The 17,062-nt window shown below is 73.1% G+C and carries 12 protein-coding genes; 5 read left to right on the forward strand and 7 right to left on the reverse strand.

All coding sequences use genetic code 11. The annotated features are described in order from the left end of the window. Positions 1–31 precede the first annotated feature (31 nt). Together ABZ194_RS16295 and ABZ194_RS16300 are read left to right on the forward strand one after the other, a co-directional pair. Positions 32–649, forward strand: a complete 618-nt coding sequence (locus tag ABZ194_RS16295; protein ID WP_355596834.1) for an HAD hydrolase-like protein — start codon at positions 32–34, stop codon at positions 647–649. A 90-nt stretch (positions 650–739) separates the two neighbouring features. Continuing rightward, a complete protein-coding gene (locus tag ABZ194_RS16300) occupies positions 740–1,138 on the forward strand; it encodes a cold-shock protein (RefSeq protein ID WP_355596836.1) in 399 nt (132 codons plus the stop codon). 120 nt (positions 1,139–1,258) lie between these two features. Here ABZ194_RS16300 and ABZ194_RS16305 read toward each other — a convergent pair whose 3' ends face one another. Continuing rightward, on the reverse strand, positions 1,259–2,962 hold the full coding sequence (locus ABZ194_RS16305; RefSeq protein WP_355596838.1) for an MFS transporter: 1,704 nt from the start codon (positions 2,960–2,962) through the stop codon (positions 1,259–1,261). Positions 2,963–3,268: 306 nt separating this feature from the next. Between ABZ194_RS16305 and ABZ194_RS16310 the strand changes: the two genes are divergently transcribed. Together ABZ194_RS16310 and ABZ194_RS16315 are read left to right on the forward strand one after the other, a co-directional pair. Beyond that, on the forward strand, positions 3,269–4,084 hold the full coding sequence (locus ABZ194_RS16310) for a DUF3027 domain-containing protein (protein WP_355596840.1): 816 nt from the start codon (positions 3,269–3,271) through the stop codon (positions 4,082–4,084). Between the two features lie 139 nt (positions 4,085–4,223). After that, positions 4,224–7,325, forward strand: a complete 3,102-nt coding sequence (locus ABZ194_RS16315) for a hypothetical protein (protein WP_355596842.1) — start codon at positions 4,224–4,226, stop codon at positions 7,323–7,325. A 121-nt stretch (positions 7,326–7,446) separates the two neighbouring features. On the opposite strand, the gene ABZ194_RS16320 is transcribed toward ABZ194_RS16315, so the two are convergent. The 3 genes from ABZ194_RS16320 to ABZ194_RS16330 all read right to left on the reverse strand — a co-directional run bounded on the left by ABZ194_RS16320 (position 7,447) and on the right by ABZ194_RS16330 (position 12,741). After that, entirely contained in the window at positions 7,447–7,758 is a 312-nt protein-coding gene (locus ABZ194_RS16320) for a DUF2530 domain-containing protein (RefSeq protein WP_355596844.1), read from the reverse strand. Positions 7,759–7,993: 235 nt separating this feature from the next. Then, on the reverse strand, positions 7,994–11,377 hold the full coding sequence (locus tag ABZ194_RS16325; protein WP_355596846.1) for a hypothetical protein: 3,384 nt from the start codon (positions 11,375–11,377) through the stop codon (positions 7,994–7,996). 308 nt (positions 11,378–11,685) lie between these two features. Beyond that, on the reverse strand, positions 11,686–12,741 hold the full coding sequence (locus ABZ194_RS16330; RefSeq protein WP_355596848.1) for a hypothetical protein: 1,056 nt from the start codon (positions 12,739–12,741) through the stop codon (positions 11,686–11,688). A 271-nt stretch (positions 12,742–13,012) separates the two neighbouring features. On the opposite strand from ABZ194_RS16330, the gene ABZ194_RS16335 reads away from it, so the two are divergent. Beyond that, positions 13,013–13,981: an aldo/keto reductase gene (locus ABZ194_RS16335; protein WP_355596850.1), complete on the forward strand. Its 969-nt coding sequence runs from the start codon at positions 13,013–13,015 to the stop codon at positions 13,979–13,981. A gap of 122 nt (positions 13,982–14,103) precedes the next feature. Here ABZ194_RS16335 and thpR read toward each other — a convergent pair whose 3' ends face one another. Genes thpR through ABZ194_RS16350 form a run of 3 tightly spaced genes read right to left on the reverse strand, consistent with a single transcriptional unit; the run spans position 14,104 to position 16,686 of the window. Then, complete coding sequence (thpR, locus tag ABZ194_RS16340) at positions 14,104–14,676, reverse strand: RNA 2',3'-cyclic phosphodiesterase (protein ID WP_355596852.1); 573 nt, start codon at positions 14,674–14,676, stop codon at positions 14,104–14,106. Then, positions 14,633–16,321, reverse strand: a complete 1,689-nt coding sequence (locus tag ABZ194_RS16345) for an MFS transporter (RefSeq protein WP_355596854.1) — start codon at positions 16,319–16,321, stop codon at positions 14,633–14,635. Before ABZ194_RS16345 ends, thpR begins: the two co-directional genes overlap by 44 nt. Continuing rightward, positions 16,228–16,686, reverse strand: coding sequence for a MarR family transcriptional regulator (locus ABZ194_RS16350; protein ID WP_355596856.1), 459 nt, complete (start codon positions 16,684–16,686; stop codon positions 16,228–16,230). Before ABZ194_RS16350 ends, ABZ194_RS16345 begins: the two co-directional genes overlap by 94 nt. Between the last annotated feature and the right edge of the window lie 376 nt (positions 16,687–17,062).

A 17,062-nucleotide genomic window follows, 5' to 3' on the forward strand; every position in this document is an offset into this window, starting at 1 on the left:
CGCCGGGCGGACGAGGAGCGGTGAAGACCGAATGGGTTCGGTGGGGTTCGACCTGGACATGACGCTGGCCGACACGCGTGCCGGCATCGCCGCCGTCTACGACGAGCTGGCGCTGCGCATCGGTGTGGCCATCGACAGCGCGGCCGTGGTGGCCAGGCTCGGGCCGCCGCTGGAGTTGGAGCTGGCCAACTGGCTGCCCGCCGAGGAGATCCCCGCGGCCGTCGCCGTCTTCCGGTCGCTGTACCCCTCGACCGCGGTCCCGGCCACCACCCTGATGCCCGGCGCGCGCCAGGCCGTCGACGCCGTACGGCGGGCCGGCGGCAGGGTCATCGTGGTGACCGGGAAGAACCCTCTCGACGCGGCCAGGACGGTCGAGTTTCTCGGCCTGGAGGTGGACGAGATCGCCGGTTCGGTGTTCGGAGCCGCCAAGGGCCCGGCCATCACCGACTTCGGCGCCCTCGCCTACGTCGGGGACCACATCGCCGACATCGACGCGGCGCGGGCGGGAGGCGTCGTCAGCGTGGCGGTGGCGACCGGTCACTATCCGGCGGGAAAACTGCGTGATCACGGAGCCGACGTCGTACTCGGTGATCTGACCGAGTTCGCGGAATGGTTCGACGGCTGGAGGATTCCCGCCGCACTCGTGTAATTCAGACTTGATTAGACGGTCGCCCTGGGCTCGCGCTGGGCATAACCTACATCCATTCCCTTTCACGACAGTCTGAACGAGGTCACCCCTGTGCCGAGTGGCAAGGTCAAGTGGTACGACGCCGACAAGGGTTTCGGCTTCCTCACCCGCGACGACGGCGGTGAGGTCTTCGTGCATTCTTCCGCGCTGCCCGATGGCGTGGATTCCCTCAAGCCGGGTCAGAAGGTCGAGTTCGGTGTGGCCGAAGGGCGCCGCGGTCAGCAGGCGCTCTCGGTACGCGTGATCGACCAGCCCCCCACGCTCGCCAAGACCGCAAAGCCGAAGGGTAAGCGCAAGAAGCCCGACGAAATGGTGGTGATCGTGGAAGACCTGATCAAGCTCCTGGACACGGTCTCCACCTCCTATCAGAAGGGCAAGCACCCGGAGGCCACGCACGCCAGGAAGATCGCCGCGGTGCTCCGTGCCGTGGCCGACGACCTGGACGACTGACCCGGACGACCATTCGGCCCCCCGGACGGCCGGTGAACCGGATGCCCGCCCCCGTGGCCGTCCGGATGGCCGATGGGGGGCCGGCCTTCCCCCTTGTTCGCGGCTCGGCCTGTTCGAGGCTCAGCCGTGGGGGTTGGTCAGCGGTTTGGTCCGCTTCTCCGCCGGGGGATCGTCGCGCCGCACGATCGCGGTCGTCGTTCCCCCGGTCTCCGGTCGCCGCCTCTTCCAGGGGGCGGGACGCCGGGTGCCGGAGCCCGCGGGCCGAGCCTCGGGGCTCTCCGATCCGGTGTCCGGGGCCGGGGCCGGGGCCGGAGCGGCGTCCCCGGCCGCGGGTGAGGCGCCGGAGCCGTCCGGAACGCCGGATCCGGAGCGCGGATCGTCCGGGGTCGTGGTCGTGGCGGCCCTGACCCTGGCGTCCCGCGCGCTGATCCGCCCGCGCCGCCGTACCACCAGCCAGCCGAGTGAGCAGCCGAGCAGCACGGCCATCACCGACAGCCCTCCGGTCCCGTCGGTGAACAGTGAGAGCAGCAGCCCGACCAGCCCGCCGATCACCCAGGCGACCTGCAGGAACGCCTCCACCACGCCGAAGGTCGACGAGCGCACCTCCTCGCCGATCTCGCGCTGCACGATCGCGTCCAGCGCCAGCTTGCCCAGCCCCTGGGCGAAGGCGGCCGTCAGCGCGACGGCCACCGCGGTCCACAGGGTGAACACGATCGCCGCCGCCACCGTGGCCACGGTCGCCAGGGCGAGCGTGGCCAGCACGATGACCTGCGGGGAGTGGTTGCGCGTCCAGGAGGCCACCGCCGTGGCGGCCAGCCCCCCGGCCCCGGCGGCGACCGCGAGCGCACCGATCGTGACCGCCGGGGCGAGGCCCGGAAGGTTCCCGTCCTGCACCAGGAAGAGCAGGTAGAACAGCAGGAACCCGGAGTAGAGACGGACGGCCACGTTGGCGCCCGCGCCCTCGGCGACCACCGGGCCCACGTTCAGCAGGGTGCGCCAGCGGTGCGGGCGCTCCCGCCCGTCCTCCTCCCGCTCCTCGAAGTCGGGGGAGTCCACGTGACGCGGGAGCCGTACGGCCAGCACGCCCAGGAGGATGAAGACCGCCACCGCCCCGCGCAGCGCCCACTCGGGGCCGGGCCACGCGCTGACGCCCGCGCCGATCGGGACCGCGACCCCTGCGGCGACCAGCGCGAACAGGGCGACCCTGGCGTTGGCGGTGACCAGCGCGATGTCGGCGGGCAGCACATTCGGCATGATCGCGGCGCGGGAGACGTTGTACGCCTTGGACAGCACCAGCACGGCCAGCGCCGCGGGGAAGATGGTGAACACGTCACCCGGGACGATCGCCGCCGCCATCGCGAAGCAGAGCAGGCCCCGGCCGAACAGGGTGCCCGCCATCACGAAGCGCCTGCCCGAGCGGAACCGGTCGAGGACCGGGCCGACGAACGGCGCGACCACCACGAACGGGATCATCGTGATCAGCAGGTAGAGCGCGACCTGGCCCCGGGCCTCGTTGACGGGGAGCTTGAACAGCGTCCCGGCCAGGGCCGCGGTGACCAGCGCGTCGCCCGCGCTCTGCGCCGCGGTCAACTCGATCAGCTGGCCCAGCCCGGTACGGCCCGCCCCCTGGGCGTGGGTCAGCCGCCTGGAGGCGCTGCCGATCCGCCGTGTTCCGTTCGCCGTGCCGCGCCCGGCCCGAACCGTCGCCCGGCTCGCGCCCCTGCCCGCCCGCACGGCCGTCCGGCCCGCGCTCCTGCCCGCCCGCACGGTCGCCCGGCCCGCCCCGACGGCCGAACGGCCGACCAGACGGCAGGCGGCACCCACCGTTTCGCGTGTTCGCTCCCACCCACCTGCCACGCATCAAGTCTTACCCGAATGCCGGATGGGATGCCCCGCGCGGTGGGGGCGCGCCCGGTAGCCCCCGTTCCCGGCCGGTGCGGGTACCCTCGGTCCCGAGAACGTCGCCCCGCAGAGCCGGACCCGCGGGCCGTCCCGGCGGCACGTCGCCGATGAACGGGTATCCGGTGCCGTTCGCTCCGGGCATAGGTGAGAATGAACTGTGAGTCAGCGCAGCGAGCTAGGCAGTAGGCACAGCAACCGTCCGGTTGCGAAGCCGGCGGAGGAGGACTCGTGAACCGCCCCCGAACCCGCGCCATCGTCCTCGACCCGGCCTGCGCCGCCGCCGTCGACCTGGCCCGTTCTGTGATCCAGGAGAACGTCAGACCCGACCAGGTGGGTGAGCACCTCGGGGCCGAGGCCGAGGGCGAGCGGATCGTCACCCACTACTTCACCTGCCTCGATCACGCCTACCGGGGCTGGCGCTGGGCCGTCACCGTCGTCCGGGCCTCCCGTGCGCGCAACGTGACGGTCAGCGAGGTCGTGCTCCTGCCCGGCGCGGGCGCGCTGCTGCCCCCCGACTGGGTGCCGTGGAGTGAGCGGCTGCGCCCCGGCGACCTCGGCGTGGGCGACCTGCTGCCCACCCCCGCGGACGACGCCCGGCTCGCGCCCGGCTTCACCGAGACCGACGACGACTTCGACCATCAAATGATCTTCGAGTACGGTCTCGGCCGGGCCAGGGTGCTCTCCCCGATCGGCCGTGACCGCGCCGTGCGGCGCTGGCACGCCGGCGAGTCCGGCCCGCACACCCCGCTCGCGCACGCCGCCCCCGCCCAGTGCTCCACCTGCGGTTTCTACTGGCCGCTCGCCGGCGCGCTGGGCACCGGCTTCGGTGTCTGCACCAACGAGTACGCCCCCGACGACGGCCGGGTGGTCGCCGCCGACCACGGCTGTGGCGCGCACTCCGAGGCCGCCGTGCTGCCCCACCAGGTCGAGCCGACCTCACCGATCCTCGACGACCACGCCTACGACCTCACCGAGGACTCCTCGGAGGCCGACCTGGCCGGCTCCGTGGACGACACCGCCGCCGAGCCGCTGGGCCACTCCTGATCCGACGCCGTCCTCACAGGCCGTTCACCGGCCGCAGGGGCGCCGGGCCGCCGGGCCGCCGTATCGCCCGCGGCCCGATGATCCGGCGATCCGCGACGCGACGTGACCTGTGGGGCCCCCGACCTTTGGACTCATCGCTGTGACTGCTGACATCTTCGGCACCGACCGACTGCGCTCCGCCGTACTCGCGGCCTGGACGGCATCGCCCGCGCGGTTCCGCGAGGACGCCAACGCGGAGGAGGACTTCGCGCTCGGCGGCTACCGTGACCGGCTGATCGTCGAGCTCGCCCAGAACGCCGCCGACGCGGCGCTCCGGGCCGGGGTGCCCGGCCGGCTCCGGCTGTCGCTGCGGGAGGGGGTGCTGTCGGCCGCCAACACCGGCGCCCCGGTGGACGCCACCGGGATCGAGGGCCTGTCCACGCTGCGCGTCTCCGGCAAACGCGGAGAGTCGGGCGCGGCGGGCCGGTTCGGCGTCGGCTTCGCGGCCGTGGTCTCGGTCTGCGACGAGCCGGTCATCGGCTCGCTCAGGTCGGGGGTCGTCCGCTGGTCCCGCGACCAGACCGCGGCCCTGGTCGCCGCCGAGCCCGCGCTGGCCAAGGAACTCGCCGAGCGCGGCGGGCACGTGCCGCTGCTGCGCCTGCCGTTCTCCTCGGGGCCGGTGGAGGTGCCGGCGGGGTTCGACACCCTGGTACGGCTGCCGCTGCGCGACAAGGCCGCCGAGGACGCGGTCCGGCGGATGCTCCAGGAGACCAGCCCCGCGCTGCTGCTGGGACTGCCCGCGCTTGAGGCGATCGAGATCGACCTGGACGGCGAGGTCAGGACGGTCCTGCCCGACGGCTGGCGGGTGGTCTCGGCCTCCGGGGGGTTCACCCCCGAGCAGGTGACCGAGCTGTTCGCCGACCGGCCGACCGAGGAGCGGGCCCGGCCGTACTGGCTGGTCCGCTGGGCCGTACCCGTCAGCGGAGCGGCGTCCGCCGACGGGGTGGAGGGCGAGCCGCGCCCGCTGCCCGCGCGGGTGCCGCCCGTGGTGCACGCGCCGACGCCGAGCGACGAGCCGCTCGACCTGCCCGCGCTGCTGATCGCCTCCTTCCCCATGGCCACCGACCGGCGGCACGTGGCCATGGGCCCGCTGACCGACTTCCTGGTCGAGCGCGCCGCCGACGCCTACCTCGAACTGCTCGCCGGGCTGCCCCGCACGCCCAGGCTGCTCGACCTCGTCCCCGGCCTGATGGGCAAGGGGGAGCTCGACGCCCAGATCCGCCGGGCGATCCTGCGCAGGCTCCCCGCCACCCCGCTGCTGCCCGCGCTCTCCCCGCCCGCCGCCGACAACGGCATGGGCCGGGGGACCGGCCAAGAGGCGGGCCAGGGGAGTGAGCCGGTCGTGGCCGGGCGGCAGGCGTCCGTGGTCGCGGCACCGGGCGAACTGCTGGAGAAGATCTCCGACATGGTTCCCGGCCTGCTGCCCGCGGGCTGGCCGTCCCGGCACCCCGCGATCACCTCGCTCGGCGTCAGGCGGGTGGAGCTCGCCGACGTCGTGGACATGCTCTCCGGCGACGCCGTCAAGGACAGGGCGCCCGCCTGGTGGCGGTCGCTGTACGAGGTGCTGCCCGCCGACGACCCCGAGGCGCTGGGCGCGCTGCCGGTGCCGCTGGCCGACGGCCGCCTGGTCCGCGGCCCGAGGGGCACGCTGCTGCTGACCGACGGCTCCGCGCTGGACCCGGCCGTGCTGGCCCCGCTCGGGCTGCGCGTCGTCCACCCCGAGGCGGCCCACCCGCTGCTGCTGCGGCTGGGCGCGGGCGAGGCGACGCCCAGGACCGTCCTGGAGGACCCGCTGACCCGTGCCGCCGTCGCCGAGTCGCTGGACAGCCCCGACTCCGAGGCGGTGGCCCAGGCGGTGCTCGCCCTGGTGGACGCCGCCGGGCTGGTCGCCGGTGAGCAGCCGTGGCTGTCGGACCTGGCCCTGCGCGGCGCCGACGGCGAGCTGTACCCCGCCGGTGAGCTGCTCCTGGCCGAGGGGGCGCTGGCCGGGCTGCTGGGCGAGGAGACGCACTTCGGCACGGCCGCGCCCGGGCTGGTGGACCGGTACGGCTCCCGGGTGCTGGCCGCGGCCGGGGTGCTCGACGGCTTCGCCGTGGTCAACGACACCGACGTCATGATCGACCCCGATGACTGCGACCACGACCTGGACCGCGAGGACGAGTGGCTGGAGGCCGTTCTCGACCTGCTGCCCGAGGTGGACGTGCCGCCGGTCGCCAGGGAGTTCTCCGCCGTCCGTGACCTGGAGTACGTCGCCGACTGGTCCGCGGCCCTCGCCCTCCTCGTCCGCCCACCGCTCCGCGCGGTGCTGCACCCGCTCCGCGTCCTGGTCGCCGGAGAGGTCGTGGAGGTGCCCTCCTACACCGCGTGGTGGCTCTCCACCCACCCGGTGCTCGGCGGGCGGCGCCCCACCCAGCTGCGGCTTCCGGCCGCCGACCCCCTGCTGTTCGGCCTGTACGGCGACGCCCCCACCGGGCTCGACGAGGCCGCGCTGGCGATGATCGGCGTCCGGACCACGCTGCCCGACCTGCTCGCCTCGCACGGCGGCCCCGACGAGGTCCTCGAACTGCTGGGCGATCCGGCCGTCGAGGTGGACCGGGCCCAGCTCCGCGCCCTGTGGGTGGCCCTCGCCGGGGTCGCCCCCGCCCGCGTCGCCCCGCCCCGGGCGGTGCGCGCCGTCCTCAACGGCGAGATCGTCGTCGTCGACGTCGAGGACGGTCACCTGCTGTCCGGCGCGGCGGAGGGGGGCGGAGGCGGGGCGGGTGAGCCGGTCGTGGTCGAGGCCCCGGACCTGCTTCCGCCGGTCGCGGGCCGGCCGCTGATCCTGGCCCCGTTCGACCTGGCCGAGGCGCTGTCGGAGCTGCTCGACCTGCCGCTGGCCGGAGAGGAGGCCCCCGGCGAGGTGACCTCCACGGGCGCGGTCCGCGAGGTCCCGGCGGCGGTCCGGTCACTGCTGCCGACCGCGCCCGCGACCTATGTGGAGCACGAGAGGCTGCTGGTGGACGGCGTCCCCTCCACCTGGCGGTTCTTCGAGGGCGCCGTGCACGCCTCGGGCGTGGAGGGGCTGGCGCGCGGACTCGCGTGGGCCTCGGGACAGTGGGGTGACCGGCTCGCGGTCGCGGCCCTGTTGCGCGACCCGGCCGCGGTGCCGCTGCTGCTCGCCGAGGCCGACCTGGACAGCTGGACCGCGTCGACCGGCACCTGACCACGCGTCCCGGCCGGACGGTTTGACACCGCCCGGCCGGTCGGGGCGCTCGGCGGGGCGGGCGGTCGTCATCTCACCGCCCCGGAGGCGCCCGGTCGTCGCGTCGGGGCCGGCCGCCGTGTCAGCGTGCCACGTCACCGTGGCGGGGCGGCGGAGGCGTGGAGGACGCGGGCGGGGTCGCCGTTCCCTGTCCGTCCGATGCCCGTGGGGTGGGAGGCGGATCCCGCCGGTCGCGGCGGCGGACGAACCACAGGCCGAACAGACCGCCGCATATGCCCGACACACAGGTCCAGATCCACCACTGGTGCTCCGGAGCCGGTCGCGCGATCAGAAGCACCACCAGGGCCACCGCCCACAGGCCGGTGCCCACACCGATCGTGACCGAGTCGTTGGTCTTCAACGGCTGGAGATCCGGGAGGCGAGGCTGGTTCACACGCTCCAGAGTAGGCGACGCGGCCTCGCCGGCGGTGGAACGCCCCTGGTGAGGCCACGGATCGATCTCCGGGGCATCACCACGGGGGACAGTCTTCAGGGCATCGCCACGGGAGATACCGGACAACGTCATGGGTTCACTCCTGAGGTGGACGGTCGCCGTCGTCCGCGCTCCGCTCCCGAGCTTGGCGTCCTCTCGGTCCGCGGTACCGGCTACGGGCCGGAGCACGGGATGGTCAGCGCATGCGGAGGACGGCCGCCCGCAGGCGGCGTACGTCCCGTAGCCGCGCCTCGTAGGTCGCGCCGAGCACGACGAGCAGCAACCCCCCGGCGGCCATCGGCACCCAGCGCGGTACGGCCATCACGACCTGCGCGATCCACGGCGCCAGCTCGTGCAGGGCGACGACCGCCAGGGTGAGGCCGCCGAGCAGCGCCGGAGCCTGAAGCCGCAGGCGCGCCCCGGCCGACAGTACGGCCAGGCAGACCACGCCGAGCAGCAGCGGCCGTACCCAGCCGGTGCCGACGAGCATCGCGATCGTGCCGGGCAGCAGGCTGGAGGCGAGCCCGGTGCCGTAGGCGGCCCAGGAGGAGATGGCGCGGCCACGCGCCCGCCACCAGCCGAACACCAGCAGGACCAGCGAGAACGGCACCGTGTACGCCTCGACCACGGTGATGTCGGAGGCGAGCAGCCGCAGCCACGAGGCGGCCAGCAGGAGACCCGTCCCCACGTATCCGGCCCACCGGCGGTCGGGGCGCAGCGCCGTACCCGCCATCAGCACACCGACGGTCGCGCATGCCAGGGCGGCCAGGGGCAGGCTCTCGGCGGCGAGCGCCAGGCCCACGACGGCCAGGGTGTACCCGGCGCCCTCCACCCCCACCGCGAACGACGAACGCCGGAACCCGCCGGCCACCGCCGTCGCCACGCAGGCCACGGCGAGCACGGCGAACGCCGCATGCCGTACCGGCCACTCCAGGGCGATCCCGGCGGACAGCGCCTCCGCGCCGGCGAGCAGCACCGCCAGGGCGGCCCCACCGGCCCGTACGGCCCGCTCCCGCCCCCGGAAGGCCGTCGCCGCGGCGATCACCGCGACCGACGGGAGCGCGACCAGCGTGGCGGATCGGCTCGCAAGCGCCCAGGAGAGCGCGAGCGAGACCGTCGCCAGTGCCGCCGAGGCACCGAACACCCAGTTCGTACGGCTGCGCGCGGCCATCCACGCCGAAGGTCCGAGAGCCGCGACGAACAGTCCCACCTCCAGCCCGTACGGCAGGCCGACCGAGACCGGCAGTGCCGCCGACACCACTGGCCAGGCCACCAGCCCGGCCCCGAACGCGCCCCTGCGCCCGGCGAGCCGCCAGGAGGCCGTCACCGCCGCGACCGCGACGAGAACCGCGATCACGATGAGGAGCGGATAGCGGGCGTGGGGGGCGGCCGGAGCCGACCACGGGTGGGCGAGCGGGCCGTAGAAGTCGAGGATCCCGGCGAGGGCGTCGTGCGTCGGTGGCACCGCGGACGCGGCCAGCATCACACTCAGCGCCACCCCGGCCCGCCGCCGAGGGTCGGAGACTCCATCCGCCGCCGGCCCGGCCCGCCGTTCGGGCTCGGGGGTTTCATCCGGCGCCGTTCCGGTTTGTGGCCGGGATCGGCGGAGGTGGAGAAGCGCGGCCAGCACCGCGCCGGCCGCCAGGGCCAGCGACAGCCCGTCGCTCACCGGCTGCCATCCGATCCCGGTGGTCACCGCCCAGATCAGGCCGGTCGCCGAGAGCACCGCCACGACCAGGGCCGTCGCGGCGGCCTCCGGCACCCGGGCGGTGAACGTCGCCACACCCCATGCGACCAGCAGGACGGTGAGCGCCAGGTATGTGCCGGTTCGGTCGGCGGTCGCGGTGGCAGCCGCGACCGAGGCCACCGGCACGGCCGTGACCGTGAGGGCACGCGCCCACCGGGGGTTCCCGGTCAAGGTCAGGCAGGCCACGAGCACGGAGGTCAAGGCGAGAAGGACCGCGAGATTCGCCGGATGGCCCCAGGCGAGGGCGACCGGGGCGACGGCCGTCGCGAGCGTACCGGTGACCAGGGCGAACAGTCCCATGGGAGCGGGCCGCCGTCTCACCGGCCCCTGTCCGGCAGGCGTCCCCCCTATGGGGGCCCCTTCCGCGAGCTCCGGCTTCATGGATCCCGGTTCCACGGGTTCCCGCGCTGAGGTTTCCCGCTCCGCGGGCTCCGGCTTCACGGGTTCCGGTTCCACGGATCCCGGCCTCGCTGATCGACGCCACGCAGCCATCGCCGAGGCGAGCGCCAGCAGTCCCAGCACGACCGGGGTGGAGGGAGGCGGCACGATCCGCCAGTCGCCGGTGAGGACGTGGGGCCCCGCCCATACATCGTCCAACCTGGTGAACGGGGCGAGCAAGGTGTTGATCACCGCGGGCGCGGAGGGAACGGCGGTGAGCACGGCCAGGCATCCGGCGGAGACCGCGCCGGAGGAACGGACCCGGGGATCGTTCAGGCCTGGAAGGTACCGGGCGACGGCCACGGTGATCAGCGCCCCGGCGGTGTACGGCACGACCTGCCAGCCGGGCGGGAGCAGCGGCCAGACGGGCGCGGCCACCCCGGCGACCAGCGTGAACGCCGATCCGGCGGCGAGGAGTTCGAGTCCGGGCGTCCTCAGCCTCGGGGCGACGACCACTCCGAGCCCGGCTGCCGCCACCAGCAGAGCCCCCTTGACCAAGGTGGCCGCCGGGCTTTCGGCCTGGGAGGAATCCCCCAACCTCAGCGCCGAGTCCAGGACTCCACAGGCCGCGCCCAGCGCCCACGTCACCCCGAAACAGCCCCTCGCCGTCGCCGGAACCGCCGGTGCCGTCCCCCTCTTGGCCCCGGTACCCGACATCAGCAGAGCGGCGTCGGCGGCGGCCGTCACCATGAGGGCGGCGGTGACCCAGGGGGCCGTCTTCCCCAGCGTCAGCAGCGGGAGGGGGAACTGGGCGAGCACGATCGCCACCGGCAGCGGCAGCCGCAACGGCAGCAGCCGCGAGTATCCGGCCATGACGAGCGCGACCAGACCGAAGAGCAGGGCGGCGTAGTCGAGTGGGGAGAGGCCGTCGGCTCCGGCCAGGCCGACCCGGCGGGCCGCGTAGCCGTCCAGGAAAAGCAGGGCGACACCGAACATCGCGATCGTCTCGGCGGTGGCGGTGAGTCCGCGCGCCACCAGGAGCCTGGGTGTGGCGAGGGTGAGCACCGTCACCCCGGCGAGGATCACCGCCCGTCCACCGATACCGATGTGTCCCCAGCTGACCACCGTGAACACCACGGCCGCGACGACGAGCAGCAGGCCGCCGAGGCCCAGCAGGAGGTTCTGCGCGGCCTTGGGGGAGAAGTCCTTACGCGGCGGAGGCTCCGCCGTGTGCCCTGGAGCCGTGTGCCCTGGAGGCGTGTGCCCTGGAGGGGTGGGGGACGGCGGGTTTCCCCGTCCTTCCCCGGCTGCCGGGCTCCGGAAGGCGTCCTGGGCCGAGCGCGCCCGGCCGGCGCGGAGCAGGCCGAGCAGGTGGCCGCGCCGGGTCAGCAGGTCCGCCTCCCTGACCCGTAGATCGGCCAGTGCCCTGTCCACCTGCCACAGCTGGGCCGCCACCGGTCCGTGGAGCGGCAGCGCGCAGCGCGGGCAACGATCCCGGGTCCCCGTGCCCTGCGGCCCCGTGACAGGTGCGCCGCATTCCGGGCAGCTCACTCCCGGGCGCGGGCGACGTGGCTCCGGCACCGGACTTTGATCGTGCATGGTACGGAGAATGCCGGACGCAGGTCACGAGGCGCTTGCAGCGAGGTACTCAATCCGGGCCGAGTACCTCACGGCCGGTGCCGGCCGACACTGGCACGGACACCGCGGTGGGCGGCCGGCGGCTCCGGGGCGGCATCGAACGCCACGGCCTCACCGAGGGGGGTTCATCGGGTACGGCGGGCGATGAAGGTGATGAGACCGGTGGCCCCGGCCGCCGCCGCCAGCCAGAGGACCACCGCCGAACCCGGCACCCCGGCGTCGGCGTCGTCCTCCCGCGCGTCGGCGGCCAGCGGGGTGCCCCCGCCCTGACCGGCGCCGCCGCGCCGGCCGGTGCCGCCCGTCGGTGTGGGGGCGGGCGGGGGAGCCGTCTCCCGCAGGACGCTCTCGGGCAGCGGCACCCGGTAGACCGGGCTGTTCCTCCCCTCGCTGCCGGTCAGCAACGCCTTGCCGTCGAGGGTGTAGGCGATCGACTCCGCCTGCTCCAGCTGGGGCATCGAGATCCGGGCGATCTGGTCCCCCGGCGCGCGGTAGACCGTGGCGGAGAAGTAGGTACGGATCACGAAACTCGATCCGTCGGGGGCGTAGGCCGCGTCGGTGGCCATGATGGGCGCGGAGCCGACCTTGCGGAGCACGTTGGTTCTGTCGGTGCGCAGCCGCTTCGGGGCCGCGTAGACCGAGCCGGAGAACTCCTTGCTCACGATGTGGAGCCGCCCGGTGCGGGGGTGCACCATGACGCCCTCGGCGTTGTGGCCGCCGTCCTCGTACCGGAACCGGTAGCGGACGGCGGGGAGGACGGCGTCGCGCAGCACGGTGGGCTCTGTCACCTTGTAGACCGATATGTCGGGCCATGCTCCGTCGAAGTTGTCGCCGATGTCGGCGAACCAGAGCACCCCCTGCCCGGTCTCGGGGTCCCTGGAGGCCGCCATGCCCTCCCAGTCGCGGGCCGCCGCCCCCCGGAGGGTGAACGTGGCCCGGGTCCGCCCGTCGGCGCCGACCGCGAAGAAGACCGGCCCGGCGGAGCTGTCGTTGTGGGTGTAGTAGACGTCCTTGTGCGTCGGTGAGACGGCCAGGCCGCTCGACTCGTTGATCCGCCTGTCCTTGAGGGTGAAGAGAGGCGACTCCCCGTCCGCCCGCGCCCCCGGGCCGAGTGGAGCCGCCACCCCGAGCAGCGCGGCCACCACAAGCACGCGAACGATGACATACCCCGGTCTACTCACCATCCAGCCATCATGCCCTGCGGGGCGCCGTACCGGCGGAAGCCACCACGGTCGCGGGCCGGGATTGGACGCGCCCGCCCGGGAGCGCCCCGGCCGTCGTCGCCCCTCCGCGGACTCGCCCCTCCGCGGACTCGCCCCTCCGCGGACTCGCCCCTCCGCGGACTCGCCCGTCCGCAGGGGTCTCCCGGCGTCGCCGGCGGATTCAGGGGCGGGACCCGTCCGTGAGGGGAGCGGGACTCGACGGGGGCGCACTCCGGATGCTTAGTGTGTGTTCATGGATTACACGCAGCTTGGCCGTACCGGTCTGAAGGTCAGCCGTCTCTGTCTGGGCACCATGAACTTCGGCCCCGAGACCTCGGAAGAGGACTCCTTCGCGATCATGGACCATGCCCATGAGCTGGGAGTCAACTTCTTCGACACCGCCAACGTCTACGGCTGGAAGCGGGGCGAGGGCGTCACCGAGAACATCATCGGACGGTGGTTCGCCAAGGGGGGCGGGCGCCGTGAGAAGACCGTCATCGCCACCAAGCTCTACGGCTCGATGGGAGACTGGCCCAACGAGGACCTGCTGTCGGCGCTCAACATCCGCCGCGCGGCCGATGCCTCGCTGAAGCGTATGCGGACCGACTACATCGATGTCTACCAGGCGCACCACATTGACCGGAACACTCCGTTCGAGGAGTTCTGGGAGGCCATGGACATCCTGAAGCAGCAGGGCAAGATCCTGTATGTCGGGTCGTCGAACTTCGCGGGCTGGCACATCGCCAAGGCCCAGGAGACGGCGGCCCGTCGCAACACCCTCGGCCTGGTCTCGGAGCAGTCGCACTACAACCTGATCGTCAGAGCCCCGGAGCTGGAGGTCATCCCGGCCTGCGAGGACTACGGGCTGGGCCTGATCCCGTGGAGCCCCCTCGCGGGCGGCCTGCTCGGCGGCATCCTCAGGAAGATCGACAAGGGGAGGTCGGCCTCTGAGCAGATCACCAAGGAGCTGGAGAAGCACCGAGGCAAGATCGAACGGTACGAGGCGTTCTGCGACGAGCTCGGAGAGGAGCCGGCCAACGTCGGCCTGGCCTGGCTGCTCCACCAGACGGTCGTCACCGCCCCGATCATCGGCCCGCGCACCCTCGACCAGCTCGACGGCGTCACCAGGGCCCTGGAGATCAGGTTGGACGAGAAGGCCCTCGCCCAGCTCGACGAGATCTTCCCGGGGTTCAGGACGGCCCCCGAGGAGTACGCCTGGTGACAGGTGGGAAAGGTGTGTGGTCACCGCGCTAGGAGACGAAGGCGCCGATCACCACGAGGAGCACGAGCAGGGTGAGCACCAGGGGGAGGAGCCAGCGACGGGGACGATCCACGTCCTGGAGCTTAGCTCCGCCCGCCGGGTGCCGAGGCCGACAGGGCGTACTCGGCGATCGGCTCGTAGCGGACCACGGGCCCGAGACGGCTTCTCACCAGGTGTACGGCGCGCGCCTCCCACGCGGTTCCGGCGAACGCCTCGAACGTCTCGACCAGGTCCCGCACGTCGACATCGGTGCGGGACCTGGCCAGGGTCAGGTGCGGCCTGAGCTGCCGCCGGTCCGTCTGTACGGCTCCCGCCCGCCGCGCCCCCGCCCCCAGGGAGCCGGCGAGGCGGATGAGCCGGGGGCGGGGGCCGTACACGCCGGCCCAGAGGACCCGCGCCTGACGGGCGGAGGGGAAGGCGCCGGCCCCCGCGAACGACAGCGTCATCGGCGCCTGGCGCGCCGCGGCACGGGCGAGCCTGGTGTCCAGCTCGGGCAGGATCTCCTCGGGCACCTCTCCCAGAAACGAGAGCGTCACGTGCCAGTTCGCCGGATCCAGCCAGCGGAGGGCGGGCCACGCGGCCCGGTGGGGGCCGAGCGCGCGGGTCAGCTCGTCACGCGCCCGCCAAGGCGGTAGCACCCCCACGAACAGCCGCATGCGACCTCCTGCCGATGGCCTTGGTCAGCATTATCACCGTGCCGACGCCGATCAGGGTGAGCATGCCCCCGACCACGACCCCCGCGCGGGGTCCGCCCAGCTCGGAGACCCAGCCGATCAGCGGCGAGCCGATCGGCGCGCCGCCGGTGAACACCAGCACGTAGATGCCCGTCACCCGGCCACGCATCTCCGGGGAGGCGGTGAGCTGCACACTGGTGTTGGCCGCCGTGTTGACCGAGATCAGCGCGATCCCGGCGGGGACGAGGAGGAGCAGGTAGACCGGGTACCAGGGGGCCAGCCCTGTGGCGATCTGGAACAGGCCGAACGATATCGCGCCGCCGATCAGCAGTTTCCGGCTGGGCCGTACCCGCCGGGCCGCCATCAGCGCGCCGCCCAGCGCGCCCACCGCGAACATGCTGGAGGCCAGGCCGAAGGACGACGCGCCGGCGCCGAAGGTCCCCCGGGCCATCAACGCGATGGACATCGAGAACGACTGCGCCCAGAGTGACACGGAGGCGACCAGCAGTATGGGCATCAGCAGGTCCGGCTGGTGCAGCACGTAGCGCAACCCCTCGCGGAGCTGCCCCTTGGCCCTGGGCACCAGGTCGGGGGTGGTCAGCTCCGAGGTGCGCATGAGCGCCAGACCGCCGAGCACGGCGAGGAACGACAGCGAGTTGACCAGGAAGATCGGTCCCGTGCCGCCGAGCGCGAAGATCAGCACACCCGCGAGGGCCGGGCCGACCACGCGGGCCAGGTTGAAGCTGGAGGAGTTCAGCGCGATGGCGTTGGACAGGTCCCGCCGTCCGACCATCTCGACCACGAACGCCTGCCGGGTCGGTATCTCGACGCAGAGGATGAGGCCGAGGGTGAAGGCCATCACGTAGACGTGCCAGACCTGCGCGTGACCGGTCAGGGTGAGCACGCCCATGGTGAGCGCGAGCACGCCCATCAGGCACTGGGCGACGATCAGCAGCGGCCGCTTGGCGTAGCGGTCGGCGAGCATGCCGCCCCAGAGCCCGAACAGCAGCTGCGGCAGGAACTGCAGCGCGGTCGTCACGCCCAGCGCGGTGGCGCTGCCGTGCGTCAGCTCCAGCACCAGCCAGTCCTGCGCGGTGCGCTGCATCCATCCGCCGACGTTGGAGACCACCCCGCCGAGCGCGAACATCCGGTAGTTGCGGACGCGCAGCGAGCGGAACATCCCGCCCCGCGCCTCCGGCGTCGCCCGCGCGGTCGCGGCCGCGGTGTCATCGGTCTTGAGGGTGTCGTCGGTCTTGAGGGTGGTGCCGGTCTCGGGGGTGTCGTCGGTCTTGAGGGTTTCCCCGGTCCCGGCGGTGTTCCCGGTATTCCCGGTGTTCCCGGTGTCGGAGGTGTCGGAGGTACCTCCGACACCCTTGGTGCCCTTGTCCCCCGTGTCGTTCTGGGGGGCACGTTCCTCGACGCCCGCCGGGGAGACGTCTCCCCCGTGGTCCTTCTCCTCGTCTTGCTCGGCGTCGGAAACGTGCGCCTCGGCGTCCAGTGGGGGCGCCGAGGCCCTGGGTTCCTCGGGCTCGGCTAGTTCCGGCTGAGCTTCTCCAGGATTGGAGCCGCCTGCCGGAGCACCGTCCTCTCCTCGGGAGACAGTTCCCTCAGCCGCTGCGCCAGCCACGCCTCCTTGCGGCGGCGCTCCTCCTTCAGCAGCAGTGCGCCCTGCTCGGTCACGCTCACGGTCACCTGACGCCGGTCGGACGGGTGCGGGGTGCGGGACACCAGCCCCCGCTCTTCCAGGGAGGTGATCACGCGCGTCATCGAGGGTGGTTGTACCTTCTCGTGTTCGGCCAACTCGCCGGGGGTTATCCCGGAATGCCGTTCCACCGCGACGAGTGTCGCGACCTGGGTGGGGGTCAGTGAGTGCCCCGCGGCCTGCCTGCGCAGGCGTCTGTTCAGCCGTGCCAGTGACACGCGCAGTGCCGAAGCCAGACCGGCGTCGCTGCGCAGGTTCGCGACGAGGTCCTTCCTGGGTGGGTGGTTCATTAGCATATGTCATTACCTTTGCTAACTATATACCTACGCATGTGATTCCCTCCGGGCGGGCTTTTTTGGGCGCGGGCCGTACAGCGTGCCAGACGCCGGGGGGATCCCCAACCTGGCGACGGGGCCACGACCTGACGGTCCGGCCACTCCGGTCGCTCCGGTGGTTCGGCCGAACCTTGCGATCTGGGCGAGGCGGCGGTGGCCGTATGACTACGATCACCAATATGGCCGGATATGAACCTCCCCTGCCGGGGAGGGGTGCCACCGGTTTTCGAGCAGGTCCGCTCCGCTGACCGGGGCATCCTGCTCCGTCGGCTCCCGCGCGGTTGCCCGGCGTGGCTATGGTCGGCATGGCGAAGGTCGGTGTTGCGATGGT

It is taken from the genome of Streptosporangium sp. NPDC006007, assembly GCF_040614315.1.
GTDB lineage: Bacteria > Actinomycetota > Actinomycetes > Streptosporangiales > Streptosporangiaceae > Streptosporangium.